Here is a 26003-nt window from a genome sequence, read left to right as displayed (position 1 = left end):
ATGGGAGCAGGTGGCGCCGCTTCGTAGGTTCTGCGCATGACGAGCGTGACACCCCGGCCCGCCGCTTGGACCTCCGAAGCGCTGGACCTGTCGGGGAAACGGGCCCTGGTCACCGGCGGCGCGAGCGGCATCGGCCGTGCCTGCGCGCGGCTGCTGGCCCGGGCGGGCGCCCGCGTGGTGGTGGCGGACGTGGACGGCGACGCGGCGCGCGCGGCGGCGGACGAGATCGGCGGGACCCCCCTGCTCGCCGACCTCTCCGACGTCGACCGGCTGGACGGCATCGCCGCGGGCGCGGACATCCTGGTCAACAACGCGGGCGTGCAGCATGTGGCGCCGGTCCACGAGTTCCCGCCGGAGGTGTTCGCGCGGATCCAGCGGCTGATGGTGGAGGCGCCGTTCCGGCTCGCCCGGGAGGCGCTCCCCGGCATGTACGAGCGGGGCTGGGGACGGGTGGTCAACATCTCGTCCGTGCACGGGCTGCGGGCCTCGCCGTACAAGGTGGCCTATGTGACGGCCAAGCACGCGCTCGAAGGGCTGTCCAAGGTGATCGCGCTGGAAGGCGCTCCGCATGGTGTGACGTCCAACTGCGTCAACCCGTCCTATGTGCGGACGCCGCTGGTGGAGGGCCAGATAGCCGACCAGGCGCGCGCGCACGGCATGGCCCCGGACGAGGTCGTCGAACGCATCATGCTGGAGCATTCGGCGGTGAAGCGGCTGATCGAGCCGGACGAGGTGGCCTCGCTGGTCGGCTACCTGTGCTCGCCCGCCGCGTCGATGGTGACCGGTGCGTCCCTCGCTCTCGACGGCGGCTGGACGTCGCATTGACAATGGCCCGTATGACCTGCGGCGTCTTCCTCGAACTGCTCGCCCGCGAGGCGTCCCCCGTCGAGTTCGAGGGGCCGCTCGTGCAGGCGCGGGCGCAGGGCGCCTCGGCGACCGTGCTGGCCGAACTGGAGGCGGCGAAGCTCGCCGCGCTGCGGGTCCGGGCGATCATGCGGCGGCACGCCCGCCGGGAGACCGAGCTCGCCGCGCTGTTCGACACCGCGGGCGACCTCGCCGGGCTGCGCGACCTCGACGCGGTGCTGGAGGCGATCACGCGGCGCGCCCGGCGGCTGCTGAGCGCCGACATCGCGTACCTGACGCTGAACGACGACGAGCGCGGCGAGACCTACATGCGGGTCACCGACGGGTCGGTGTCGGCGGCGTTCCGGCGGCTGCGGCTGCCGATGGGGACGGGCCTGGTCGGGCTGGTCGCGCAGACGGCGATGCCGTACACGAGCGCGCACTATCTCGGCGACGAGCAGTTCCGGCACCGCGGGTTCATCGACTCGGCGGTGGCCGAGGAGGGCATCGTCGCGATCCTCGGCGTGCCGATGCGGCTGGGCAGCCGCGTGATCGGGGTGCTGACGGCCGCGAACCGCAGCGAGCGCCCGTTCGACCAGGAGGAGGTCGCGCTGCTCGGCTCGCTGGCCGCGCACGCGGCGGTGGCGATCGACAACGCCCGCCTGCTGGAGGAGACGCAGACCGCGTTGGAGGAGCTGAGCGCCGCCAACGAGGTCATCAAGGCGCGCAGCGCGGCCGTCGAGCAGGCGGCGCGCGCGCACGACCGGATGACGGCGGTGGTCGTCCGCGGCGGCGGCGTCGAGGACGTCGGCGCCGTCGTCACCGAGCTGCTCGGCGGGACGCTGCACGTCCTGGACGCCGACGGCCGGCACCTCGCCACGACCGGGGCCGCGTCGGCGTCCCTGAGCGACGAGGAGCTGTCCGGCGTGATGGCGTCGGCGCATTCCGCGCGCGCGCAGGGACGCACCGTCCGGCGCGGGGACCTGTGGATCGCCTCGGTGACGACCGGCGACGAGATGCTCGGCACGCTGGTGCTGCGCACCGCCGACGAGGTGTCCGGCGCCGACCAGCGCATCCTGGAGCGCGCCGCGCTCGTGACCGCGCTGCTGGTGCTGTTCCAGCGCAGCGTGACCGAGGCGGAGGGCCGCGTCCGCGGCGAGCTGCTCGACGACCTGCTGTCGGGCCGCCGCACCGACGCCGACACGCTGATCGTCCGGGCCCGGCGGGTGAACGTCGACCTGACCGCGCCGCACGTGCTGCTGTGCGCCCGCTACGAGTCGCACGACCACCGGCAGCGCGCCGCCTTCTGGGCGTCGTCGTTCGCGGCGGTCGAGCACGGCCTGGCCGCCGCGCGCGGCGACGAGATCGTCCTGCTGCTGCCGGGCGAGCGGGCGGGCGAGGCGGCCCGCCGGGTCGCCAAGGAGCTCGGCGCCTCGCTCGGCCGCCCGGCGACCGTCGGCGCGGCGGGCCCGGTGGACGGCCCGTCCGGGATCGCGGGGGCGCACCTGGAGGCGCGCCGCTGCGCGGACGCGCTGCTCGCCCTCGGCCGCCGCGGGGACGGCGCCGGCGCGTCCGAGCTGGGCTTCGTCGGCCTGCTCATCGGCGACGGGCGGGACGTCCCGGGCTTTCTCGACGGCACGCTGGGGCCCGTCCTCGGCTACGACGAGCGGCGCGGCACGGCCCTCGTCCGGACGCTGGACGCCTACTTCGGCACGGGCGGCAGCCTGTCCCGGACGGCCGAGCGCTTGCACATCCACGTCAACACCGTCAGCCAGCGCCTGGACCGCATCGCCCGCCTCCTCGGCGAGGACTGGCAGTCCCCCGAACGCGCGCTGGAGCTGCAGCTCGCTCTCCGCCTGCACCGCCTCTCCCGTTGACTTGCGGCGTGTCGTCCTTAAAAGGGCTTCCTTAAGGACGACACGCCGCAAGTCAACGTGGTCAGACGGGGGTGGTGATCTTCGCCGGTGCCGGGTCCGCGGGGTGGCGGGCGGTGCGTTTCGCCAGCAGGGTGCGGGCGGTGCCCCAGACGCCGCGGCGGAACACCAGCACCACCACGATGAAGATGGCGCCGGTGATGATCCCGGTCTCCTGGAAGCCGGCCGTGGCGAGGTAGTCGTTCAGCTCCACGATCAGCGCGGCGCCGATCGCGCCTCCCCACAGCGTGCCGATGCCGCCGAGGACGACCATCATCACGGCCTGCCCGGACGTCGTCCAGTAGACGCCGTCCAGGGACGCGAAGCCGTGGCCCACGGCGAACAGGCCGCCGCCCAGGCCCGACAGTGCCGCCGACAGGACGAACACCAGCAGCTTGTAGCGGTCGATGCTGTAGCCCAGCGCGCGCGCCCGCGCCGAGTTGTCGCGGATGGACACCAGCACCCGTCCGAACGGGGACCGGACGATCCGCCATGCGACGAACAGGCCGGCGAGGATGAACGGCAGGCCCGCGTAGTAGAAGAAGAACGGGTCGGACAGGTCGACGCCGAAGAAGTTCCTCGGGATGCCCTGCAGGCCGTTCTCCCCGCCCGTCACGTCCCGCCACTGGTTGGCGACGAAGTACACCATCTGCGCGAACGCGAGGGTGACCATCGCGAAGTAGATGCCGCGCAGCCGGATGGACAGGTACCCGATCGGGACGGCGAGCAGCGCCGAGAACGCCGCGCCGCCGAGGATCGCGACCGGGAACGGCAGCCCGGAGTGCACCGCGATCAGGCCCGTCGCGTAGGCGGCGGACCCCCAGAACGCGGCGTGCCCGAACGACAGCAGCCCGGTGAAGCCGAGCAGCAGGTCCACGGCGGCGGCGAACAGCGCCCAGCAGGCGATGTCCATCGCGACCGGCGGGTACACGAACCACGGCAGCACGAGCGCCGCGACCAGTCCGACGACCAGCAGGACGGGCCGTCCGGCGAGTTTGGACAGGACCATCTAGAGCGCCTCCTCGCGGCCGAACAGCCCCGCCGGGCGCCACAGCAGCACCGCCGCCATCAGGATGAACACGAGCGTCTGCGACAGCGACGGCACGTAGTAGTTGCCGAGCGCCGAGACGATCCCGACCGCGAACCCGGCGGCGACCGACCCGAACACCGAGCCGAGCCCGCCGATCACCACCACGGCGAACACGGTGATGATCAGGTCGGAGCCCATCAGCGGGTTGACCGCCCGCATCGGCGCGGCGAGCACGCCGGCGAACCCGGCGAGCGCGACGCCGAACCCGAACACCGGCGTGACCCAGCGGGCCACGTCGATGCCGAGCGCGCGGGTCAGCTCCGGCCGCTCGGTCGCCGCCCGGACGATCATGCCGACGCGGGTGCGGGTCAGCACGACCCACACCGCCGCGCACACCACGACCGACACCGCCAGCACGAACACCTGGTAGGCGGGGTAGGTGAACAGGCCGAGGTCGATGGAGCCGCCCAGCGCGGACGGCCGTGGGTACGGCTGCGACTGCACGCCGTACTCCCGCTTGACCAGGTCCTGCAGGATCAGCGCGAGACCGAAGGTGAACAGGAAGTTGTAGAGCGGGTCGAGCGGCGCGAGGCGGCGGATGAACAGCCGCTCCAGCACCGTCCCCGCCACGCCCAGCACGACGGGGACGAGCGGCAGCGCGACCCAGAAGTTCACGCCCCACGAGTCGAGCAGGACGTAGGAGCCGAACGCGCCGAGCATGTAGAACGCGCCGTGCGCGAAGTTGACGACGCCGAGCATCCCGAAGATGACGGCCAGGCCGAGGGCGAGCAGGGCGTAGAACGCCCCGCCCACCAGCCCGTTGAACGCCTGTTGCAGCACGCCGGGCCCGCCTACAGCTTGCAGGCCGCGTCAGGCTGCTGGAAAGCCTGCGCCGCCGGGATCGTCTTGAGGATCTTCTCGTAGTCCCAGGGCTCCTTGACCTCGCTGCCCGGCTTCACCTGCGCGATGTAGGCGTCGTGGACGAGGAGGTGGTCCTGCGGCCGGATGGTCCCGGTCGAGGTGAACACGTCGTTGACCTGGTGGCCTTCGAGCTGCTTCACCACGCCGTCGGACTTGTCGGTGCCGCCGCGCTGCACGGCCTCCAGGTACTGCAGGGCCGCGGAGTAGTCGGCGGCGTGCACGGCCGTCGGGCGCTTGCCCGTCTTGGCCTGGAACTTGTCCGCCCAGGCGCGGTTGCCCTGGTTGGCGTTCCAGTACCAGAAGTCGGTGAAGCGCGTGCCGGCGAGCGCGTCCGGGCCGAGTGAGTGGATGTCGGTGATGAACATCAGGCCCGTCGCGAGCCCGACGCCCTTGTCGCGCAGCTTGTACTCGTTGTACTGCTTCACCAGGTTGACGAGGTCGCCGCCCGCCTGCATGGCGCCGAGCACCTGCGGCTTCGGCTTCAGCCCCGGCGCCTTCAGCAGGAACGTCGAGAAGTTGTCGTTCGGGAACGGCGTCGGGTCGGACTTGACGACGGTGCCGCCGCTCTCCTTCACGGCCGCGGTGAACGTCTTCTGCATGTCCTGCCCGAACGCGTAGTCCGGGTAGACGATGTACCAGTTCTTAGAGCCGTCCTTGGTGACCTCGCTACCGGTCCCGTGGGCCAGCATGTAGCTGTTGTAGCCGTAGTGGAAGGTGTACTTGTTGCACTGCTTGCCTTCCAGCTCGGTGGACGCGGCGCCGACGTCGATGAACAGCTTCTTCTTGTTCTTGGCGACGGTCGCGACGGCGAGGGCGGCCGACGAGGTCGGCACGTCCACGATCAGGTCGGCCTTCTGCCGGTCGTACAGCTCCTGCGCCTTGGAGTTCGCGATGTCCGGCTTGTTCTGGTGGTCGGCGTCCACCACCTCGATCTTCTTCGCGACGGCCTTGTCGCCGTACTTGGCCTTGTAGTCCGCGACGGCCATCTTCACCGCCTGGACGGCGTTCCTGCCCGACAGGTCGGCGTAGACGCCGGACTCGTCGGTGAGGACGGCGAGGACCACCTTGCCGTCGCTGATCTTCCCCCCGCCCCCGCCGGGTCCGCCCGCGCAGCCGGCCAGCAGCGCTCCGGCGGTGGCGAGCGCCGCCGAACGTCGCACAAGTGTCATCGGGGTCTCCCTGCTGTTCTTCGAGGTGGTTCTCAGATTCCGAGGTATTCGAGGAGCTCGCCCTCGCGGGCGAGGACCTCGTCGTTGTCCAGCGACTCCACGACGCGGCCCTCCGCGAGCAGGTGGTGCCGGTCGGCCACGGTCGCGGCGAAGTGCACGTTCTGCTCGATGAGCAGGACGGTCACGCCGGCCGCCTTGACCTCGCGGAGGATGTCGCCGATCTGCTGGACGATCAGCGGCGACAGGCCCTCGGTGGGCTCGTCGCACAGCAGCAGCCGGGCGCCGGTGCGCAGCACCCGGGCGAGCGCGAGCATCTGCTGCTCGCCGCCCGACAGCTTCGTCCCGGGGAAGCGGCGCCGCTCGCGCAGCCGCGGGAACGTCTCGTACACCCGCTCCAGCGACCACGCTTCGCGGTCGTCGTCCGGACGCGCGACGGGCGGGAGGGTGAGGTTCTCCTCGACGGAGAGCGTGGCGAAGATGCCGCGGTCGTCGGGGACGTAGCCGAGGCCGCGGCGGGCCCGCTTGTGCGGGCCGAGCCCGGTGACGTCGCCCCCGAGGAACTCGATCGTCCCCTTGGCGTCCTTGTGCAGGCCCATGAGGCAGCGCAGGAGGGTGGTCTTGCCCGCGCCGTTGCGCCCGACCAGCGTGACGATCTCGCCCTCGTCGACCTGCAGCGACACCTCGCGCAGCGCCTGCGCCTCGCCGTACCAGGCCGACAGTCCGTCAATGCGCAGCATTGGAGTCTCCGAGGTAGGCGGTGACGACGCGCGGGTCGTGGCGGATCTCGGCGTACGGGCCCTCGACGAGCACCCGGCCCTGCTGCAGCACGGTGACCCGGTCGGCGAGGCTGGAGACGACGCTCATGTTGTGCTCCACCATCACGACGGTCAGCGTCCCGTCGCCGGACTCGCGCACCCGCCGGATCAGCTGGACGGTGCGGTCGACGTCCTCCACGCCCATCCCGGCGGTCGGCTCGTCCAGAAGCAGCACCTTGGGGTCGAGGGCGAGGGCGAGCGCCAGCTCCAGCGCGCGCTTGCGGCCGTAGGCGAGGGCGCCGGCGGGCGTCGCGCCGTGCCCGTCAAGGCCGACCTGTTCGAGCAGTTCGGCGGCGCGATCGGAGAAGCGCCCGAGCGCCTTGTCCGAGCGCCAGAACCGCCAGCCGAGCCCGGTCCGGCCGGCCAGCGCCAGCTCGACGTGCTGGAGCGGGGTGAGCTCCGCGAACAGGCTGGTGATCTGGAACGACCGGGCCAGCCCGAGCCGCGCGACGTGCTCGGGGCTCCGCCCGGCGAGCTCGTGCGGGCCGAGCCGCACGCTGCCCGCCGTCGGCTTCAGGAAGCCGGTGAGCAGGTTGAACAGCGTGGTCTTGCCCGCGCCGTTCGGCCCCACCAGCGCGTGCACCGAGCCCTCCGCGACGTCCAGGTCGACGCCGTCCACGGCCCGGAAGCCGCGGAACTCCCTGACCAGGCCGCGCGCCGCCAGAACCGGGGCCCCTCCGACGGGACCGGCCATGCGCCCTCCTCGCGTTCCTCGGCGTTGTTCGAGGTGATCAGTGACCCGGACCACACCGGGTCGCCGTGACCGGGAACGCTAAATCGCGTCCGGAGGCCGGACCATGTGAGAGGCACCCACATTCCGGCCGCCCGATAAGGGTGTGACCCACATCACGTGCAGGTCACGGCCGCCGGCACATGCGGCCGCGCCCGGATATGTGGGCCGCGCACGTGGCCGCGCCCGTCCGCGCTCACCACGATGACGGCACCCGTCCCCGCACCGGGGACCCGCCGAAGGAGCCGGAATGCCGAAGGTCCGCAGCCTCCTGACCGCCACCGCCCTCACCGGCGCCACCCTGACCGCCGCCGCGCTCACCGCCGCCGCCCCGGCGCAGGCGCAGGCCCCCGCCTGCGCACCGAACGTGCACGTCCCGGGCGCACAGAAGCAGGTCGACGCGTGCCTCGACGACCTCACCACCGCGGGGACGGTCGCGTCCGGCCACACGGTGCCGGCCGACTGGGCGGGCCTGCAGTCCACGGCGACGAAGAACCCCGCGCACGTTCCGGGCGTCCAGATCGACGGCTACTTCCCGGACACCTCGACGTTCAACACGAACAACGGCTGGAACCACGACGCGCAGTTCGTCATCCGGCTCCCCGAGCACTGGACGGGCGGGCTCGTCGTCGCCGGCTCGCCCGGCAACCGCCGCCAGTACGCCAACGACTTCACCATCTCCGACTGGGCGCTCGCCAAGGGCTACGCCTACGCCGCCACCGACAAGGGCAACAGCGGCACCGAGTTCTACAAGGACGGGAAGCGCCCCGGGGACGCGATGGTCGAATGGAACGACCGGCTCACCCAGCTCACCCGCGCCGCCAAGAAGGTCGTGGCCCGCCACTACGGGCGCTCGCCCCGCCGCACCTACGCGGCCGGCATCTCCAACGGGGGCTACCTCGTCCGCTGGCAGTTGGAGAAGCATCCCGAGCTGTACGACGGCGGTATCGACGCCGAAGGCACCCTGTGGCGGACTGACGGCCCGAACCTGTTCACCTACCTGCCGTCGATCCTGCGCGCCTATCCGTCCTATGCGGCCAACGGCGACCCGTCCGCGCACAAGGCGCTCCTGGACGCCGGTCTGGCCCCGGGCTCGGAGTTCCTCTGGCGGTTCCATGACCAGGTGTACTGGAACCTCACGCAGACCATCTACCGCAAGGAGTTCGACCCGTCCTACACGGGCGACGAGGCGGACTACAACTACGCGGCGCGCCCGCGGTCCGTCCACAAGGCGGTCGCCCGCATCGCGCTCACCGGCCGCATCCGCAAGCCGCTCATCACGCTGCAGGGCACCTACGACACACTGCTGCCGATCAGCACCGACTCGGACGTCTACTCCAGGATGGTCCGCGCGCGCGGGTCCGCGCTCTACCGGTACTACCGCGTAGAGGCCGCCAACCACGTCGACGGCCTCTACGACACCTATCCCGACAGGCTCCGGCCGCTCCTGCCGTGCATGCGCAGCGCGTTCACGGCCCTGGAAGCCTGGACGACGCGCCACCAGTCGCCGCCTGAGAGCGCGACACTGCCGCGTCCCGCGACCGGTGACGTCGTCAACACCTGCTCCCTGAACGCCGCCTCGTAGCGCCGCCGCTCGACGCGGTGCCCGCTCAGGCGCGGAAGTACGGGCCGGTGGACCGCACGATCAGGTCCAGCGGCACCCGCAGCGGCTTGCCGTCGATCGACGACTCGGTCAGGTAGCTGCAGCGGTAGCCGGTCTTCTGCCCGAGCGGCACCTGCTTCACCGCCGGCATGTCGTCGCAGCGCAGGTCGGTACCGGAGTCGTGGTTGTTGCCCCAGAAGTCGGCGGCGGCGCCCTTCGCCGTCATGATCCCGACGCTGGGCTCGGCGTCGTAGGCGAGGGTCAGCCCGCCCATGGACGGTCCCTGGATCGTCACCGGCCAGGTCACCTTGATCCCCTCGTAGGTGACCGTGCAGGTGACCTTCGCGCCCTTGGTCGCCGCCACCGAATCCTGGTCGCAGGCGGCGCCGGTGCGGCCCGGCGTCCCGGCCATCTTGACCGTCCGCTCGCGCAGGTCGTACTTCAGCTCTTCGATCAGCGGCGCGCCGTCGCGCGGGGAGGGCTTGATGACCGGGGAGGCCGTCGTCGAGGGGTCCGGCGCCGAGATCGGGTGACCGCTCGGCGCCTCCTCGGCCGCGGGCTTCTCCTTCGGAGAGGAGGACGACCCTCCGCCGCATCCGGCCGCCAGAGCGCACGCGGCCAGTACCAATGCGTAGGAGTACGGAAACTTCATGATCAAAGTTATAGCGCCCTTTTGGACCGGTCTAACCGGCAAAGTCCGGTTTTCGGGCGCCGCGCGGAGGCTCTCAGGCGCCGCGTGACCAGGCGAGGAGCGCGTCGGCGGGCAGGGTGTTGACCACCCGGCCGGCCGTGACGCCGCAGCGGGCGGCGCGCTCGCAGCCGTAGTGCTGCCAGTCGAGCTGGCCCGGCGCGTGCGCGTCGGAGTCGATCGAGAAGCGGCAGCCGGCCTCGACGGCGAGGCGCAGCAGCCGCTTCGGCGGGTCGAGGCGCTCCGGGCGCGAGTTGATCTCCACGGCGACGTCGTAGGCGGCGCAGGCGTCGAAGACCAGCGCCGCGTCGAACTCCGACTCGGGGCGCAGCCCGCCGCGCTTCCCGCCCGCCTTCACGATCCGACCGGTGCAGTGCCCGAGGACGTTCACCCGCGGGTTCGCGACCGCGGCGACCATGCGCTTCGTCATCGCGACGCGGTCCATGCGGAGCTTGGAGTGGACGCTCGCGACGACGACGTCCAGCCGGCCGAGCAGGTCCGGGTCCTGGTCGAGGGCGCCGTCGTCGAGGATGTCGACCTCGATGCCGGTGAGTATCCGGAACGGCGCCAGCTCCTCGTTCAGCTCGGCGACGACGTCCAGCTGGCGGCGGAGCCGGTCGGCGGACAGGCCGTTCGCGACGGTCAGCCGCGGCGAGTGGTCGGTCAGGGCGAGGTACTCGTGGCCCAGCGAACGGGCCGTCTCGGCCATCTCCCGGATCGGCGACCCGCCGTCCGACCAGTCGCTGTGGGTGTGCAGGTCGCCGCGCAGCGCCGAGCGCAGCGCGGCGGTCGCCTCGTCCAGCGGCTCGCCCTCGGTGGCCTCCAGCCGCCGCAGGTAGACGGGGGCCTCGCCGCGCAGCGCCTCGTCGATGACGAGAGCCGTGACCTTGCCGATGCCGGGCAGATCGGTCAGCGTGCCGTCGCGCGCCCGGTCCCGCAACGCGTCCGGGGACGTCGCCTCGACCAGATCGGCGGCCTTGCGGAAGGCCCGGACGCGGTAGGTCGGCTCATGCGCGCGCTCCAGCAGGAACGCGATGCGGCGCAGCGCTTCGACGGGCTCCACGCCTGGCACGGTACCCACGTACGACGTGCATGTCGCACCGTGGTCCCATACGGGTCCGGTTCCGGTGTCTCTAGCCTGGCCTCATGACCGGGCAGAACGACGACGACGCGTCCTCCACGCCGAACGGCCTGCTCAGGTCCGTCCTCGCCGCGGCCGTGACCGGGCGGGCCGATCCCGTACCGGCGGACCGGCCGTGGCCCGTCCTGCTGCGCTGGACGCGGTACGTCGGGATCGGGCGGCTCCCGTACGGGTTCGTCGTCAACGTGGTCGGCGTCGCGCTCGCCATCGCGCTCGCCGCCGGGACGAACTCGCTGCTGGCGACGCCGCAGCTCGTCCACTTCCCGCCCCCCGCCCCGCCCGGCCCCCCGGTCCCGATGGACCGCCCGGACGAGCTGGTGCGGCTCATCGTGTCGATCGCGGTGACGCTGCCGCTGGCGCTGCGCGACCGGCATCCGCTCGGCGCCTGGCGGATCAGCTTCGTGGCGATGGCCGTCATCCCGGCCGGCCACTGGCTGACCGTCCCCTACATTCCCGCGGGGACGATCGTCGCGATCGTGTGCCTGTACACGGTCGCGGTGCGGTGCGCGCGGGACATCACCATCGGGGTCGGCCTGCTCTCGCTCGCCGGGGTGTGGATCAAGGACGTCCGGACCGCGGGCGGCGCGTCCGTCCTGCTGCTGCTCGCGCTGGTCGTCGGGTACGCCGTGCGGCTGCGCAACACCTCCCGGATGCAGCTGGCCGAGCAGCGCCGCGAGCTGGCCGAGCAGGAGAAGCGCCACCAGGCCGCGGAGGCGGTGCTCACCGAGCGGCAGCGGATCGCCCGGGAACTGCACGACGTGGTGGCGCACCACATGTCGATGATCGCGATCCAGGCGGAGGCGGCGCCGTACAAGGTCGAGGCCGTCCCCGACGAGACCCGCAAGGACCTGTCGGAGATCCGCGCGACCGCCCTCGACGCGCTCACCGAGATGCGCCGCATCCTCGGCGTCCTGCGCTCCGAGGACGGCGCCGAGACCGCGCCGCAGCCCAGCCTCGAACGGCTGGACGAGCTGGTCGCGCACGCCCGCGGCGCCGGGCTCGCCGTCTCGACGCGGCTCGGCGGCGACCTGGACGGGCTGCCGCCCGGCGTCGGGCTCACCGCGTACCGGATCCTGCAGGAGGCGCTGAGCAACGCGATGCGGCACGCGCCCGGATCACGGGTCGCCGTCGCGGCGGTCCGCGAGGACGGCATACTTCGGCTCGGCGTCGTCAACGGCCCGCCGGGCGACGGGCACGTCCCCACGCCCTCCCCGGGGGGCACCGGCCACGGGCTGGTGGGGATGCGCGAGCGGGTGTCCATGCTGGGCGGCGAGGTGACCGCCCGGGCCACCGAGGACGGAGGATTCGCCGTGAACGCCACCCTGCCGGTGAAGGCGCGGGCCGCGACGTGACGGTCCGCGTGGTGATCGTCGACGACCAGGGCATGGTCCGCACCGGCTTCGGGGTGCTGCTGAACGCCCAGCCCGACATCGAGGTCGTCGGCGAGGCGGTGAACGGCGAGGAGGGGCTGCGGCGCGTCGCCGAGCTGCGGCCCGACGTCGTCCTGATGGACGTCCGGATGCCCGTCATGGACGGCCTGGAGGCGACCCGGCGGCTCCTCGACGGGCACGGCGAGGACGGCGGCGACCCGCCGAAAGTCCTCATGCTGACCACGTTCGACCTGGACGACTACGTCTACGAGGCGCTGCGCGCCGGGGCCAGCGGGTTCCTGCTGAAGGACGCGTCGGCCGGCGAGCTCGCCGACGCGGTGCGGATCGTGGCGGCGGGCGACGCGCTGCTGTCCCCGTCGATCACCCGGCGGCTGATCGCGGAGTTCTCCCGGCTGGGCGGGCCGCGCGCGCCGTCCCGCAAGCGGCTGGAGGACCTCACCGAGCGGGAGACCGAGGTGCTCGGGCTGGTGGCGCGGGGCCTGTCCAACGGGGAGATCGCTGCGAAGCTGGTCGTCGCCGAGCAGACCGTCAAGACGCACTTCGGGCGGGTGCTGATGAAGCTCGCGCTCCGCGACCGGCCGCAGGCGATCGTGTACGCCTACGAGGTCGGCCTGGTCCGCCCCGGCGACTGACGCGCGGCGGGCGGTACCCCGGCGGGCCGCCCGCCAAGGTATCGGCCGTCATACCGGGGTCGCATGCCGCAAGTCCGCACCGCCGGGTGATCCCCGCGACGGCGTCCGGTTCCTAGCGTCCTGGTCAGTACTTCACCACTGACCAGAGAGGACGTCGGATGGGCAGCGGGCACCCGGCCACCGGCAGGCGCACCAGGGCGGTCGCGGCCGCCGCCGTGCTGGCGGTGACCGCCACGACCACGGCGGCCACCGGGCCCGCCGAGGCGTACACGCGCCCGGCGCGGCTCCCCGCGCTGTCGGCCGCGACGCTGGACGCCCGCTACCAGGCGACCGGCGGGGAGATCGCCAAGGCGTGGGCGACGGCGCGGCGGGTCCGCGACCACGACCGGCGCCGGGCCCTGTCGGCGTTCCTCGCGCCGGGCCGCCGCTTCCTGGCGTTCGACCCGCGCGGCCGCGGCCAGGCCGTCGAGGTCCTCGGCGACCTGGCCGCCGCCGACCGGATCGCGGTCGTGGTGCCGGGCGCCGACACCGCGCTCACCAACTTCGACTCGGCGAAGTTCGTCGGCGGCGGCAGCCGCGCCCTCTACCGGCAGGCGCGCGCGGACGCGCCCGCCGAGCGGATCGCCGTGGTCGCCTGGCTCGGCTACCGGCCGCCGCGGACGCTCAGCCCGCAGGTGCTGACCGACGGCCGCGCCGCCGCCGGCGCCCGCGCGCTCGAACGGTTCCTCACCGGCGTCCGCCGCGTCAACGACCGCGCCCGGATCGCCCTGCTCTGCCACAGCTACGGCTCGGTGGTCTGCGGGAAGGCCGTGCCCCACCTGGCCGCCGCGCCGGTGGACGAGATCGCGCTGTTCGGCAGCCCCGGCGTCACCGCGCGCCGGGCGTCCGACCTCGGGACGTCCGCCCGCGTGTGGGCGGGCCGCGCCACGGGCGACTGGATGCAGTACGTACCGAACGTACGGTTCGCCGGGATCGGCTTCGGCGCGGACCCGGCCGCGCCCGGGTTCGGCGCGCGGCGCTTCGACGCCGGCACCGGCCCGCACAGCGCCTACCTCAAGCCGGGGACCGTCGCCCTCCGCAACCTCGCCCTGATCGCCCTCGGCAGGGACGCCGACGTGACCCGGTGACGCCCCGGCCGGGCCCCGCACCCGGCCCCGGATGGTAGAAAGACCGGAGATGCCGCCGCCACCAGAGACGACACCGAGGCGCGCCCGACGGTTGCGACGGGCGCTGGCCTGCGCCGTCTCCATCGCGGCCCTCATGCTCACCACCGCCGGGACCGGGCACGCCGACCCCTATGCGGCGCCCGCCGCCGTCCCGTCGATGGCGCCGGCGACGCTGGCCGTCCGGTACGCCGCCGAGCGCCGGTCGATCCAGGAGGCGCTGCGGACGGCACGCAGCGTCGGCGACAGCGGCCGGGCGCGCGCGCTGGGCGCCTTCCTGGCGCCCGACCGCCGGTTCCTGTACTTCGACCCGCGCGGTGCCGGACGGGCCATCGAGGTCGTCGGCGACCTCGCGCACGCGCGTCGGATCGCGGTGCTCGTCCCCGGCGCCGACACGACCCTGACGGCGTTCGACAAGCGCGGCCACCGGCCATGGTCCACGCCGGGCGGCGGGGCGCGCGCCGTCTACGCCCGGGCGCACGCGATCACCGCCGACCCGGGGCTGGCCGTCGTGGCGTGGCTCGGCTACGCCGCCCCCAAGACCTTCAGCGGCGACGTCCTGACCGACCAGCGCGCCGGCGAGGGCGCGGGCGAGCTGCTGCACTTCCTCTCGGGCATGCGCCGGGCGAACCCCTCGGCCCACGTCGCGCTGCTGTGCCACAGCTACGGCTCGGTCGTCTGCGGGCGCGCCGCGCTCGACGACCACGGCGGCGCCGCGGCGGCATGGCGGCAGGTCACCGACATCGCCCTGTACGGCAGCCCCGGCACGACCGCGTGGTCGGCCGCCGACCTCGGCGGCACCGCCCGCGTCTGGGCGGGGCGCGGCTCCACCGACTGGATGGAGGACGTCCCGCACGTGCGCATCCTCGGCCTCGGCCTCGGACCGGACCCCGTCTCCCGCGGCTTCGGCGCCCGGGTGTTCGCCGCGGGCTCCGGCGGCCACAGCGACTACCTCGCGCCGGGCTCGCTGCCGCTGCGCAACCTCACCGAGATCGCCCTCGGCGACGCCCCCGCCGTCGTCCGCGGCTGAGGCCGGATCACTCACTCCGGGACGGAACATCGCCGGTTCGGTGGCACCCTGGGGAGGTGGACACCGCAAGCGAGGCCGAAATCCGCGAGCAGACCACCCAGCGCCTGGAGAAGGCGATGGGCACGTTCGGCACCGCGGCGCTCACCAGCATGGAGGAGCAGCTCCCCTGGTTCCGGCGGATGCCGCCGGACCAGCGCTCCTGGATCGGGCTGGTCGCGCAGGCGGGCATCGCGGCGTTCGTCGAGTGGTTCAAGAGCAACGAGCGGACCCGGCCCGCCATCGCCGGCGAGGTGTTCGGCACCGCGCCCCGCGAGCTGCTGCGCTCCATCAAGCTGCACCACACCATCGACATGATCCGGGTGATCATCGAGGTGGTGGAGACCCGGCTGGACGAGCTGGCCGCGCCCGGCGGCGAGGCCCAGCTCCGCGAGGCCATCCTGCGCTACACCCGCGACGTCGCGTTCGGCGCCGCGCAGGTGTACGCGCGCGCCGCCGAGACCCGCGCCGCCTGGGACGCCCGCCTGGAGGCCCTCGTCGTCAACGCGGTGCTGCGCGGCGAGGTCGACGACGGCATGCACTCCTGGGCGGCGGCGCTCGGCTGGACGTCCAAGCCCGTCACGGTGATCGCCGGGTACACGCCCGAGGACGAGGAGCCCGAGGTCACCATCGACCAGATGCAGCTGGCCGGGCGGCGCGCCCGCGCCGACGTGCTGGCCGGCGTGCACGGCCACCGGGTCATCGTGATCGTGGGCGGCGACGCCGACCCGATGGAGGCGGCCCGCCCCATCGCCGCCAAGTGCGGGCCCGGCCCCGTCGTCGTCGGCCCGAAGGTCGGCGACCTGTACGACTCCACCAAGTCGGCGCAGGCCGCGGTCGCCGGGCTGCGCGCCGCCGCCGGCTGGCCGGACGCGCCGCGCCCCGTGCCCGCGACCGAACTGCTGCCCGAGCGGGCCCTCGACGGCGACACCGATGCGCGCCGCTACCTGGTGGAGGGTGTCTACAACCCGATGCTCGCCGCCGGCGCCCCGCTGCTGGACACCCTCACCACCTACCTGGAGCAAGGATCGTCACTGGAGGCGACCGCTCGGCTGCTGTTCGTGCACCCCAACACGGTGCGTTACCGGCTGCGACGCGTCACCGAGCTGACGGGCCTCGCGCCCACCGATGGGCGCAACGCGTTCACGCTCCGCATCGCCCTCGTCCTGGGCCGCTTCGCCGCCCGCCCGCCCCGCGCATAACGGGCTTGTAGGGGTCGTACAAAGGGTCGCGACCAAACTTCGTCGCGATCGGCATCGAGAGGAACGGGGCGTTCGCGGGAGGCTGGGCATCGTGATCCTCCTCGCATCGCCCGGCCAGGGCGCCCAGACCCCCGGCTTCCTGCAGCCATGGCTAGAGATACCCGGAGTCGCCGACCGTCTCGCCTGGTGGTCGGCCGTCACGGGGCTGGACCTGGTCCGCTACGGGACGACCGCCGACGCCGAGGAGATCCGCGACACCGCCGTGGCGCAGCCGCTGCTGGTCGCCGCCGCGCTCGCCGCCTACGAGGTGCTCTACGAGGGCGGCGCCCCCGGCGCCGTCGCGGGGCACAGCGTCGGCGAGCTGGCCGCCGCGGCGATCTCCGGGGTGCTGACCCCCGAGGCCGCGCTGGTGCTCGTCCGGGAGCGGGGCCGCGCGATGGCCGAGGCCGCCGCCGTCACCGAGACCGGCATGACCGCCGTCCTCGGCGGCGACGCCGACGAGGTGCTCGCCTCGATCGACAAGCACGGCCTCACCCCCGCCAACGTCAACGGCGCCGGGCAGGTCGTCGCCGCCGGGACGATGGAGCAGCTCGCGCGGTTCGCCGACGAGCCGCCGGAGAAGGCGCGGCTGCGGCCGCTGTCGGTCGCCGGCGCCTTCCACACCGAGCACATGGCCCCCGCCGTCGACGTCCTGCGCGGCCTCGCCGCCGGCGCCCCCGTCGCCGACCCCCGCACGAAGCTGCTGCAGAACCGGGACGGCGCCGTCGTCGCGACCGGCGCCGACTTCGTGGCGCGGCTCGTCGAGCAGGTCAGCGCCCCCGTCCGCTGGGACGCGTGCATGGCCACGATGCGGGAGATCGGCGTCACCGGCATCATCGAGCTGCCGCCGGCCGGCACGCTGGTCGGGCTGGCCCGCCGCGAGCTGAAGGGCATCGAGCTGGTCGCCCTGAAGACCCCCGCCGACCTGGACAAGGCCCGCGAGCTGATCAAGGCGGACGCGGCATGACCGGGCTGCGCATCCCCGAGGCGACCGCGGGCGCCCGCATCCTGGCGTTCGGCGACTACCGGCCCGCCCGGATCGTCACCAACGACGAGCTGTCGCGGACCGTCGACACCAACGACGAGTGGATCCGCACCCGCGTCGGCATCCAGGAGCGGCGGATCGCCGGCGACGACGAGGGCATCGTCGAGCTCGGCGTGCACGCCGGCGGCAAGGCGCTCGCCAACAGCGGCCTCGACCCGTCCGACATCGACCTGGTGATCCTCGCGACCTGCTCGGCGGAGTCGCCGATGCCCGGCCACGCGCCGCAGGTCGCGCACCGGCTCGGCATCGACGCGCCCGGCGCGTTCGACCTGAACGCCGCCTGCGCCGGGTTCTGCTACGCGCTCGGCACCGCCGGCGCCGCCGTCCGCGCCGGCAGCGCCCGCAACGTGCTGGTGATCGGGTCGGAGAAGATGTCCCAGTGGATCGACTGGACCGACCGCTCCACCAGCATCATCTTCGCCGACGGGGCGGGCGCCGCGGTCGTCACCGGCAGCGACACGGCCGGCATCGGCCCGGTCGTGTGGGGCAGCGCCGGCGAGGACTACGACAAGATCATCATCGACGACCGGCACTCGTTCATCCGGCAGGAGGGCCAGGCGGTGTTCCGCTGGGCCACCACCGCCATCGCGCCGGTCGCGCTGGAGGCGTGCGAGCGCGCCGGGATCACCCCCGACGACCTCGCCGCCATCGTCCCCCACCAGGCCAACCTGCGGATCATCAACGCGATCGCGCGCAAGGTGAAGGCCGCCAACGCGGTGGTGGCCGACGACATCGTGCACTCCGGCAACACCTCCGGGGCCTCCATCCCGCTGGCCCTCTCCCGCATGATCGAACGCGGCGACGTGCCGTCCGGCGCCCCCGCCCTCCTGGTGGGGTTCGGTGCCGGACTGTCCTACGCTGCCCAAGTCATCCAGATCCCGTAGGCCGTCTCGCCTGCCCGCAAGGCTCTGGACCAACCCACCGAAGGAGAACGCAGAACCATGGCAGTCGCCACCGAGCAGCAGATCCTGGACGGCCTCGCCGAGATCATCGACGAGATCGTCGGCATCGACAAGTCCGAGGTCACCCCGGACAAGAACTTCATCGACGACCTCGACATCGACTCGCTGTCGATGGTGGAGATCGCGGTGGCCGCCCAGGACCGCTTCGGCGTCGAGATCCCCGACGACGAGCTGCGCAACCTGAAGAGCGTCCAGGACGTCATCAACTTCGTCCAGAAGCTCCAGAGCTAGTTCCGGCCGGTGGCCGGGCCGTGCCGCTTCGCACGGACCGGCCGCAGGGAGGGCGCGCCGCCGAGCCGTCCGGATCGGGCCCGCACGGGCCCGGGCGGCGGTCCGGGCCGGGCGCGCCCTGCCTCCACTCCCCCTCCAGTCCGCAAGGAGCATCTATGAGCAAGAGCCAGACCAGAGTCGTGGTGACCGGTCTCGGTGCAACGACCCCTCTCGGCGGCGACCTGCCGTCGACCTGGTCCGCCCTGCTCGCCGGAGAGTCCGGGATCCGCAGCCTGGACTGGGAGGGCGTCGAGGACCTGCCGGTTCGTTTCGCCGCCACGCTGAAGGTCGACCCGTCCGAGGTCATGCCGAAGCAGTCGCTGCGCCGCCTCGACCGCAACCAGGCGATCGCGCTGATCGCCGCGCGGGAGGCGTGGACCCACGCCGGCTTCGCCCCGGCGGTCAGCAACAAGACGATGCGCAACGAGGAGCCCGCCGGCGTGCCCGGCGGTTTCGTCGTCGACGGCGACCGCCTCGGCGTGGTCGTCTCCAGCGGCATCGGCGGCCTGCACACCGCGCTGAACAGCTACGAGGTGTTCCAGGAGCAGGGCTGGTCGCGGGTGTCGCCGTTCACCGTGCCGATGCTGATGCCGAACGGCGCGTCCGGGCACGTCGGCATCGAGTTCGGCGCGACCGCCGGCTCGCACGCCCTGGTCAGCGCGTGCGCGTCCAGCGGCGAGGCGGTCGGCTACGCCATCGACATGATCCGCGCGGGCCGCGCCGACGTCGTCATCTGCGGCGGCACCGAGTCGTGCATCCACCCGCTGCAGATGGCCTCGTTCGGCCGGATGCGCGCGATGTCGACCCGCAACGAGGAGCCGGCGCGCGCGTCCCGGCCCTACGACAAGAACCGCGACGGCTTCGTGCTCGGCGAGGGCGCCGCCATGCTCATCCTGGAGTCCGAGGAGCACGCGCGCGCCCGCGGCGCCCGCGTGCACGGCGTCGCCGCCGGCTGCGGCTACTCCAACGACGCCTACGACATCGTGCTGCCGGACCCGAGCGGCGGCGGGCAGGCCAAGGCGATGCAGCGGGCGCTCGCCGACGCGGGCCTGCGCCCCGAGGACATCGTGCACATCAACGCGCACGCCACCTCGACGCCGTCCGGCGACGTCGCCGAGCTCAACTCCATCAAGGCGGGCCTCGGCGAGGAGGCCGCCGCCAAGGTGGCCGTCACCGCGACCAAGTCGATGACCGGGCACCTGCTGGGCGGCGCCGGCGCGCTGGAGTCGGCGTTCACGATCCTCGCGCTGCGCGACGGCCTCGTCCCGGCGGTCGCCAACCTGGAGGACCTCGACGACGACGTCGACCTGGACATCGTGCGGGACGAGCCGCGCAAGCTCGCGGACGGCCCCGCGGCGGCGCTGAACAACTCGTTCGGCTTCGGCGGCCACAACGTCTCCGTCGCCTTCGAGCGCGCCCTGTAAGACCACCACACGCGCACCAACGGCCCGGCAGTCCCATAGAGGACCAGCCGGGCCGTTGTGCACATCTGTCCGGTGGGGCGAGCCGAAGGCGAGCCCTGCCGCCGAGCGCAAGCCGAAGCAGCCCCAAGCCGGCCCGGCAGCAAACCCCAGCCCGCACGCGAGCGCGTTATCTGACCGTCGGGGGCGAAGCCGAAGGCGAGCCCCCGACGGTCAGCTCGCGAATCGAGGCCGCGCTCGCCCAAGCACGGTCAAGGGGCGAGCCGCCAGGCGAGCCCCTTGGGCCGGGATTGCTTAAACAGCAGCGTGCAGCCAGCGCACCGGGGCGCCGTCGCCGGCGCGCCGGAAGGGCTCCAGCTCGTTGTCCCAGGGCGTGCCGAGGAGCCGGTCGAGCTCGTGCTCCAGGGTCGCCTTGCCGACGGCGGCATTGGCCATGACCGACCGCAGCCGGTCCTCGGGCACCATGATGTCGCCGTTGGCGCCGATGACGCCGCTGAACACCCCGAGGGACGGGGTGAAGCTGTAGCGGACGCCGTCGCTGCCCGGCGTCGGGTCCTCGGTGGCCTCGAACCGCACCAGTTTCCAGTTGCGCAGGGCCGAGGTGATCCCCGCGGCGGTGCCCGGCCTGCCCTCCCAATGAAGCTCGGCGCGCAGCGTCCCCGGTGCGGCCGCCTGATCGGCCCACTCAAGGGAAACGGGCACGCCGAGGACACCTGCGGCGGCCCACTCGATGTGCGGGCTCAGCGCAGGTGGCGCGGAGTGGACGTAGAAAACGCCACGTGCGGTCACCGGACCTCCTGGATCTGTACCGAGGCTCGTCTTCCCCTACGGCCTCGTACGTCCCAAGACGGCGTCCGCGTCCCTCATTGTGCATCATCGGCCCCGGTCGCACCACCGTGACTTCACCGTTTGCCGAACGCTTGACCACGCGATGCGCACCGTTCACCCGGCCTCGGCCGTCAAGCGTAGGCCCTCGCCCCCGGCGCCGCCGCCGTTTCGGCGCGTTCACCGGTCACTTCACGTGCCCACTCCGGCACGATGAGTGCCGGGTCCGTGGTGCGGGAGAGGGGACCGATGCTCGACCAGGAAGCGCGGCTGGAACGGCTGCTGGTGCGGCACCGCGACGCGGTGGTGGTGGAGCCGGTGCCGGGGCGGCGGACGCTGGTGCGTCGCGACCAGGTCCTCGTCTCGGGGCGGGACGCGGACGCGGCGCAGGGGCTGGTGCGGCGGTGGTGCGACGCGCGGCAGGACGAGCCGGGCGCGACGCGGCTGCGCCTGCGGCCGTCGGCGAAGGTGGACGTGTGCGAGCTTTCGGCGCAGTTGTCCGGTGGTGGCCGCCATCGGACGCTGAGCGTGTCGCCGAACCATCTCGTCCACGGGCAGCCGATGTGGTGGAGCGGCCCGGCCGACCGGCCGCGCCCGGCGCCGCCGCTGCCCGTCCCGACGGCGGCGCCAGCACGGCGGGACGTGACGGTCGCGATCCTGGACACGGGCCTGTCGCCGCACCCCTGGTGGGAGGACGCCGCGTGGTTCGGCGAGCAGCGCGACGAGGTGGCGGAGGTGCTCGACGCCGACCTGGACCTCGAACTGGACGCGCAGGCGGGGCACGGCACGTTCATCGCGGGCGTGGTGCTGCGGCACGCGCCGGCGGCGGCGCTGCGGGCGCTGCGCGTCATCGGCGGGGACGGCGTCGGCGACGAGCTGGACGTCGTCCGGGCGCTGACCCGGCTCGCGGCGTCGGGCGGCGCGGACGTGGTGAACGTCTCGCTGGGCTGCCACACCTTCGACGACCGGCCGTCCCCGGTGCTGGCGAGGGCGATCACCGCGCTCGGCCGCCGGACGGTCGTGGTGGCGTGCGCGGGGAACACCGCGTGCGACCGCCCGTTCTGGCCGGCCGCGATGAAACCGGTCGTCGCCGTCGCGGCGCTCGACGGGGACGACCGGGCCTGGTTCTCCAACTACGGCTGGTGGGTGGACGCGTGCGCGCCGGGTGTGGACGTGGCGAGCACGCACGTGTGGTTCGACGGCCCGCGCCCGCCGTCGGGAGGCGCCGATCCGGACCGGTTCGAGGGGTATGCGACGTGGAGCGGGACGTCGTTCGCCGCGCCCGTCGTGGCGGGGCGGATCGCGGGGCTCGCGGCAGCGGAGGACCTGGACGCGCCGTCCGCGGCCGACCGCGTCCTGGATCCGGCGCACTGCGCCACCCGCCCGGACCTCGGCGTACTCATCAGTTCTTGAGCACGGTCCGGCGGCGAAGCGGTAACCGTGCACGGAGTGTTGTTGATTTCCCACTTAGGGTGATCCGTCGATGTCGGCGGATGACGTGGCGGGAGACCCCTTGGCGGCCTTGCAGGACGACGGTACGAGCGAGCTTGTGGTCCGGGCTCGGGAGGGCGACGAGGCCGCGTGGTCGCGGCTGGTGGAGCGGTACAGCGGGCTGCTGTGGTCTATCGCCCGCGCGCACCGGCTGGGCGACGCGGACGCGGGCGACGTGGTGCAGACGTGCTGGCTGCGGCTGGTGGAACGGATCGGCGCGCTCGACGACCCGGCCGCGGCGGGATGCTGGCTGGCGACGACGGCGCGCAACGAGTGCATGGGCGTGCTGCGGCGGCGGGCCCGCGACCTGGCGCCGGTGGCGCTCGGCGCGCGCCCCTCGTCCGGGCCGGACGAGGTGGCGGTGGCCCGGGACCGGCTCGGCCGCGTCGGCGCCGCGCTGGAGGCGCTGCCCGGCCGCTGCCGGACGCTGCTGCGGCTGTTCGCGCAGGCCGCCAGCTACGCCGAGCTGGCGGCGGCGCTCGGCATCCCGGTCGGCAGCGTCGGCCCGACGCGGGCCCGGTGCCTGTCCGCGCTGCGGAGGCTCGTCCCGTGAACGACGAGGAGCTGATGGCGGGGGCGCGGGCCGCGTTCGACGTCCTGGACCCGGTGCCGGCGGGGGTGCTCGCGGCGGCGCGTTCGGCGCTCGCGTGGCGGACCCCGGCGGCGGCGCTGGCGGAACTGCACCACGACCGCGGCGCGCGTCCGGCGGCGGGGGCGCGCGGCGGGACGGGGCGGTCCCTGGCGTTCGGCTGTCCGGGGGCGTCGGTGGAGATCGAGGTCGCCGGGGACGGCCGGCACCGCGAGATCACCGGACGGCTCGTCCCGCCGGTGGCCGCCGAGATCGTCGTCCGGCACCGCGACCTGCCCGCGGGCGGACCGGCCGCGCGTACCGGCCCGTCCGGGGTGTTCTGCCTGCCGCGGGTGCCGGAGGGGCTGGTCAGCCTGCTGTTCCGGCTGCCGGACGGGTCGTCGGTCGTCACCAGCTGGGTGCGCGTGTGAGCGGCGAGGACGAGCGGGCGCTGCTGTGGCTGGCGGCGATCGACCCGGGGACGGCGCACGCCCGCGCGATGACGCTGCTGGAGCGCGGTGACGACATCCTGGCGCTGCGGATCGCGGGCCTGGCGTGCAAGGAGCTGGGCCGTCTGGAGGAGGGGCTGGCGTTCCTCTACCGGGCGCTCGACCTGGCGACGGGCCGGGAGACGGCCGCTCCGGCCGAGGAGGCGGAGTGGCCGGTGTTCTCCGACGACTCGTGGACGGGCGACGCGCGTCCCGACCCGTACGCCGCCGCCAAGGTCCGGATGAACCTGGTGGGTCTGCTGACGGCGCGCGGTGACCTCGCCGAGGCGTTGGCGCTCGCGGAGGAGGCGGAAACCGTCCTGCGCGGTGAGGAGGCGGACCGGCTGGCCGCCAACAAGGCGTGCGCCCTGGCCCGCGCGGGACGCGTCGCCGAGGCACATGAGGTCGCGGAGCGCGCGCTCGCCGGGCTACGGCAGGGGAACGACCGGGCGGCGCTCAATGGGCTGCTGAACAACATCGGCCTCGCGCGGGCGATGCACGGCGACTTCGGCGGTGCCGAGGAGGCGCTCGCGGAGGCCGTCGCGGTCGGCGAGGCATCCGGGCTGCGGCACCAGACGGCGATGGCCAAGGGGAACCTGGCGTTCGCGGTGTCGCGGCGCGGGGACGTCCCGCGCGCACTGCGGCTCTACGCCGAGGCCGAGCCCCACTTGGCCGGGGAGCGGCTGGCGCAGTGCCGCCTCGACCAGGCGGAGACCCTCATCGCGGCGGGCCTGCCGAGGGAGGCGCGCCCACTGCTCGACGCGGCCCTGGACGCGTCGCGGACGCACGGCTACCGGTGCGACGTCGCGGACGCCCTCCTGCTGCGCGCGCACGCGGAGCTCGCGGACGGCGACCCGGATCGCGCCGCCGCGACCGCCGCGCAGGCGCAGGAGGCGTTCGCCGGGCAGGAGCGCCTCGGCTGGATCCCGCTCGCCGAGCAGGTGCTGATCAAGGCGCGCTGGGAGTCCGGCGAGCGGACCGGGGCGCTGCTGGCCGACGCCGCCGCGGCGGCCGACCTGCTCGGCGACGGCGGCTGGGCCGGGCCGGCGGCCGAGACCCGCATCATCGCGGCGCGGGTCGCGATGGACCTCGGCAGGCCGTCCGGCCACCTGCTCGCGGGGGCCGGCGACGCGGACGGGCCCGCCGCCGTCCGGATCGCGGGGTGGCACGCGACCGCGCTGGAGCGCTCTGCGCGCGGCGACGTGCGGGGCGCGGTCGGCGCCGTCCGCGCCGGGCTGGAGACGGCCGCGCGGCACGCGGAGGCGTTCGGCGCGCTGGACCTGCGGGCCCGCGCGGCTGGCCTCGCCGGCGAGCTGGCCGCGCTCGGGCTCGGGCTCGCCGGGTCCGCCGCGGAGCTGCTGGCCCTGGAGGAGCGGCGGCGCGCCATCGCCCGGCCGGCGCGGCTGCGACCGCCCGCCGATCCCGAGCGGGCCGGTGCGCTGGCCACGCTGCGCGCGCTCAGCGCCGCGCACACCTGCGACGCCGCGCGCGGCGGCGTCCCGTCCGTGCTCGCCGCCGACCTGGCGGCCCTGGAGGCGAAGGTCAGCGCGCACACCCGCCGCCGCCCCGGCGGGCCGCCCGGCCCGGACGCCCCCGAGCCCGCGGAGATCGCCGCGGCGCTCGGCGGCCGCGCCCTCGTCGAGCTGGTCGCGATCGGCGGCGAACTCCACGCGGTCACCGTCTCCGGCGGCCGGACCCGCAGGCACCGGCTCGGCGACCGTGACGCCGTCGCCCGCGAGGCCGGGGTGATCCGCTTCGCGCTGGGCCGGCTCGCGGGCACCGACGATCCCGCCGCGCTCACCGCCGTCGCCGAGTCCGCCGGACGGCTCGACCGGCTGCTGCTGGCGCCCCTGCGAGACGGCACGGGCGACCGCGACCTGGTGATCGCCCCGACCGGGCCGCTGCACGGCCTCCCCTGGGCGGCGCTGCCGTCGCTCGCGGGACGCCCGTTCACGGTCGTCCCGTCCGCTGCGGCCTGGCTGCGCGCCCGCGCGGACCGTCCGGCCGGCGGTCATACCGTGCTGGTCGCGGGCCCCGGTCTCGCCCACGCCGGGCGCGAGATCACCGCCCTGCTCGGCGTGCACCCCGGCGCACGCGTCCTGGACGGGCCGGGCGCGCGCGCAGAAGCCGTCCGCGACGCGCTGGACGGCGCCGCGCTCGCCCACGTCGCCGCGCACGGCGAGTTCCGCGAGGGGAACGCGCTGTTCTCGCTGCTGCGGCTCGCCGACGGGCCGCTGACCGTGCACGACCTGGACGCCCTCGCGGCGCCGCCCCGCGTGGTGGTGCTGTCGGCGTGCGACATCGGCCGGTCCGCCGAGGGCGACGCCGCCGTCGGGATGGCGGGCGTGCTGCTCGCCCTCGGCGCCGCCACGGTGATCGCCAGCGTCGCGCCCGTCCGGGACGCCACGACGCCCGGGTTCATGGCCGCGTTCCACACCGGGCTGGCGTCGGGACTGCCGCCGGCGCGCGCGCTCGCCGCCGTGGAGCGCTCCCCCGGCGTCGCGGGGTTCCTCTGCTTCGGCTCGGGATGACGAAGGGCCCGTGGCCGCCGGATCGTCCCGGCGACCACGGGCCCTTGGCCCACGGC

General features: G+C 74.0%; 24 protein-coding genes. 16 read left to right on the top strand and 8 right to left on the bottom strand.

From position 1 onward, the window contains the following. The first annotated feature begins 36 nt into the window (after positions 1-36). Together J4709_RS17105 and J4709_RS17100 are read left to right on the top strand one after the other, a co-directional pair. On the top strand, positions 37-825 hold the full coding sequence (locus tag J4709_RS17105) for a 3-hydroxybutyrate dehydrogenase (protein WP_208241846.1): 789 nt from the start codon (positions 37-39) through the stop codon (positions 823-825). A gap of 11 nt (positions 826-836) precedes the next feature. After that, complete coding sequence (locus J4709_RS17100; protein WP_232383622.1) at positions 837-2720, top strand: helix-turn-helix domain-containing protein; 1884 nt, start codon at positions 837-839, stop codon at positions 2718-2720. 61 nt (positions 2721-2781) lie between these two features. Here the strand turns inward: J4709_RS17100 and J4709_RS17095 are convergent, their stop codons facing one another. From J4709_RS17095 to J4709_RS17075, 5 genes are read right to left on the bottom strand one after another with little or no spacing between them, the layout of a single operon-like run. After that, on the bottom strand, positions 2782-3765 hold the full coding sequence (locus J4709_RS17095) for a branched-chain amino acid ABC transporter permease (protein WP_208241844.1): 984 nt from the start codon (positions 3763-3765) through the stop codon (positions 2782-2784). Then, the gene (locus J4709_RS17090; protein ID WP_208241843.1) at positions 3766-4626 is read right to left on the bottom strand and encodes a branched-chain amino acid ABC transporter permease; all 861 of its coding nucleotides are present in this window, start codon (positions 4624-4626) and stop codon (positions 3766-3768) included. An 11-nt stretch (positions 4627-4637) separates the two neighbouring features. After that, entirely contained in the window at positions 4638-5876 is a 1239-nt protein-coding gene (locus tag J4709_RS17085) for an ABC transporter substrate-binding protein (RefSeq protein WP_208241842.1), read from the bottom strand. A gap of 32 nt (positions 5877-5908) precedes the next feature. Continuing rightward, on the bottom strand, positions 5909-6613 hold the full coding sequence (locus J4709_RS17080) for an ABC transporter ATP-binding protein (RefSeq protein ID WP_208241841.1): 705 nt from the start codon (positions 6611-6613) through the stop codon (positions 5909-5911). Next, a complete protein-coding gene (locus J4709_RS17075) occupies positions 6600-7385 on the bottom strand; it encodes an ABC transporter ATP-binding protein (RefSeq protein WP_208242234.1) in 786 nt (261 codons plus the stop codon). Before J4709_RS17075 ends, J4709_RS17080 begins: the two co-directional genes overlap by 14 nt. Before the next feature lie 286 nt (positions 7386-7671). On the opposite strand from J4709_RS17075, the gene J4709_RS17070 reads away from it, so the two are divergent. Then, on the top strand, positions 7672-9006 hold the full coding sequence (locus tag J4709_RS17070) for a tannase/feruloyl esterase family alpha/beta hydrolase (protein WP_208241840.1): 1335 nt from the start codon (positions 7672-7674) through the stop codon (positions 9004-9006). Between the two features lie 25 nt (positions 9007-9031). On the opposite strand, the gene J4709_RS17065 is transcribed toward J4709_RS17070, so the two are convergent. Together J4709_RS17065 and J4709_RS17060 are read right to left on the bottom strand one after the other, a co-directional pair. Continuing rightward, on the bottom strand, positions 9032-9676 hold the full coding sequence (locus J4709_RS17065) for a hypothetical protein (RefSeq protein ID WP_208241838.1): 645 nt from the start codon (positions 9674-9676) through the stop codon (positions 9032-9034). A gap of 73 nt (positions 9677-9749) precedes the next feature. Then, on the bottom strand, positions 9750-10775 hold the full coding sequence (locus J4709_RS17060; RefSeq protein ID WP_208241836.1) for a PHP domain-containing protein: 1026 nt from the start codon (positions 10773-10775) through the stop codon (positions 9750-9752). An 83-nt stretch (positions 10776-10858) separates the two neighbouring features. On the opposite strand from J4709_RS17060, the gene J4709_RS17055 reads away from it, so the two are divergent. The 9 genes from J4709_RS17055 (at position 10859) to J4709_RS17015 (ending at position 20047) form a co-directional block, all read left to right on the top strand. Then, positions 10859-12205, top strand: coding sequence for a sensor histidine kinase (locus J4709_RS17055; protein WP_208241833.1), 1347 nt, complete (start codon positions 10859-10861; stop codon positions 12203-12205). Beyond that, a complete protein-coding gene (locus tag J4709_RS17050; RefSeq protein WP_208241831.1) occupies positions 12202-12876 on the top strand; it encodes a response regulator in 675 nt (224 codons plus the stop codon). Before J4709_RS17055 ends, J4709_RS17050 begins: the two co-directional genes overlap by 4 nt. A 158-nt stretch (positions 12877-13034) precedes the next feature. Continuing rightward, the gene (locus J4709_RS17045) at positions 13035-14003 is read left to right on the top strand and encodes an alpha/beta hydrolase (protein WP_208241829.1); all 969 of its coding nucleotides are present in this window, start codon (positions 13035-13037) and stop codon (positions 14001-14003) included. Positions 14004-14094: 91 nt separating this feature from the next. Beyond that, positions 14095-15069 (top strand): alpha/beta hydrolase, encoded by a 975-nt coding sequence (locus J4709_RS17040; RefSeq protein ID WP_232383621.1) that lies wholly within the window; start codon positions 14095-14097, stop codon positions 15067-15069. 56 nt (positions 15070-15125) lie between these two features. After that, on the top strand, positions 15126-16307 hold the full coding sequence (locus J4709_RS17035) for a PucR family transcriptional regulator (RefSeq protein ID WP_307801306.1): 1182 nt from the start codon (positions 15126-15128) through the stop codon (positions 16305-16307). Between the two features lie 91 nt (positions 16308-16398). Then, complete coding sequence (locus J4709_RS17030; RefSeq protein ID WP_208241825.1) at positions 16399-17313, top strand: ACP S-malonyltransferase; 915 nt, start codon at positions 16399-16401, stop codon at positions 17311-17313. Further along, positions 17310-18275, top strand: coding sequence for a beta-ketoacyl-ACP synthase III (locus tag J4709_RS17025; protein WP_208241823.1), 966 nt, complete (start codon positions 17310-17312; stop codon positions 18273-18275). The genes J4709_RS17030 and J4709_RS17025 overlap by 4 nt, the downstream gene beginning before the upstream one ends. 57 nt (positions 18276-18332) lie before the next feature. Continuing rightward, entirely contained in the window at positions 18333-18584 is a 252-nt protein-coding gene (locus tag J4709_RS17020) for an acyl carrier protein (RefSeq protein ID WP_173095462.1), read from the top strand. Between the two features lie 155 nt (positions 18585-18739). Next, a complete protein-coding gene (locus J4709_RS17015) occupies positions 18740-20047 on the top strand; it encodes a beta-ketoacyl-[acyl-carrier-protein] synthase family protein (RefSeq protein WP_208241821.1) in 1308 nt (435 codons plus the stop codon). Positions 20048-20338: 291 nt separating this feature from the next. Here J4709_RS17015 and J4709_RS17010 read toward each other — a convergent pair whose 3' ends face one another. Next, the gene (locus tag J4709_RS17010) at positions 20339-20833 is read right to left on the bottom strand and encodes a DUF3145 domain-containing protein (RefSeq protein ID WP_173095464.1); all 495 of its coding nucleotides are present in this window, start codon (positions 20831-20833) and stop codon (positions 20339-20341) included. A 285-nt stretch (positions 20834-21118) separates the two neighbouring features. Here J4709_RS17010 and J4709_RS17005 point away from each other — a divergent pair, with 285 nt between their 5' ends. The 4 genes from J4709_RS17005 (at position 21119) to J4709_RS16990 (ending at position 25947) form a co-directional block, all read left to right on the top strand. Next, positions 21119-22282 carry a S8 family peptidase gene (locus J4709_RS17005; RefSeq protein ID WP_208241819.1) on the top strand — a complete coding sequence of 388 codons (1164 nt, stop codon included), beginning with the start codon at positions 21119-21121 and terminating at the stop codon, positions 22280-22282. Between the two features lie 100 nt (positions 22283-22382). After that, positions 22383-22913 (top strand): RNA polymerase sigma factor, encoded by a 531-nt coding sequence (locus J4709_RS17000; RefSeq protein ID WP_232383620.1) that lies wholly within the window; start codon positions 22383-22385, stop codon positions 22911-22913. After that, positions 22910-23359: a hypothetical protein gene (locus tag J4709_RS16995; protein WP_208241815.1), complete on the top strand. Its 450-nt coding sequence runs from the start codon at positions 22910-22912 to the stop codon at positions 23357-23359. The genes J4709_RS17000 and J4709_RS16995 overlap by 4 nt, the downstream gene beginning before the upstream one ends. After that, positions 23356-25947: a CHAT domain-containing protein gene (locus J4709_RS16990; protein WP_307801305.1), complete on the top strand. Its 2592-nt coding sequence runs from the start codon at positions 23356-23358 to the stop codon at positions 25945-25947. Before J4709_RS16995 ends, J4709_RS16990 begins: the two co-directional genes overlap by 4 nt. The last annotated feature ends 56 nt before the right edge of the window (positions 25948-26003 follow it).

Origin of the sequence: Actinomadura violacea (assembly GCF_017573465.1) — a bacterium.
Classification (GTDB): domain Bacteria; phylum Actinomycetota; class Actinomycetes; order Streptosporangiales; family Streptosporangiaceae; genus Spirillospora; species Spirillospora violacea.
The sequence above is the reverse complement of the archived record's forward strand: the minus strand, read 5'-3'. Positions and strand labels throughout refer to the sequence as shown.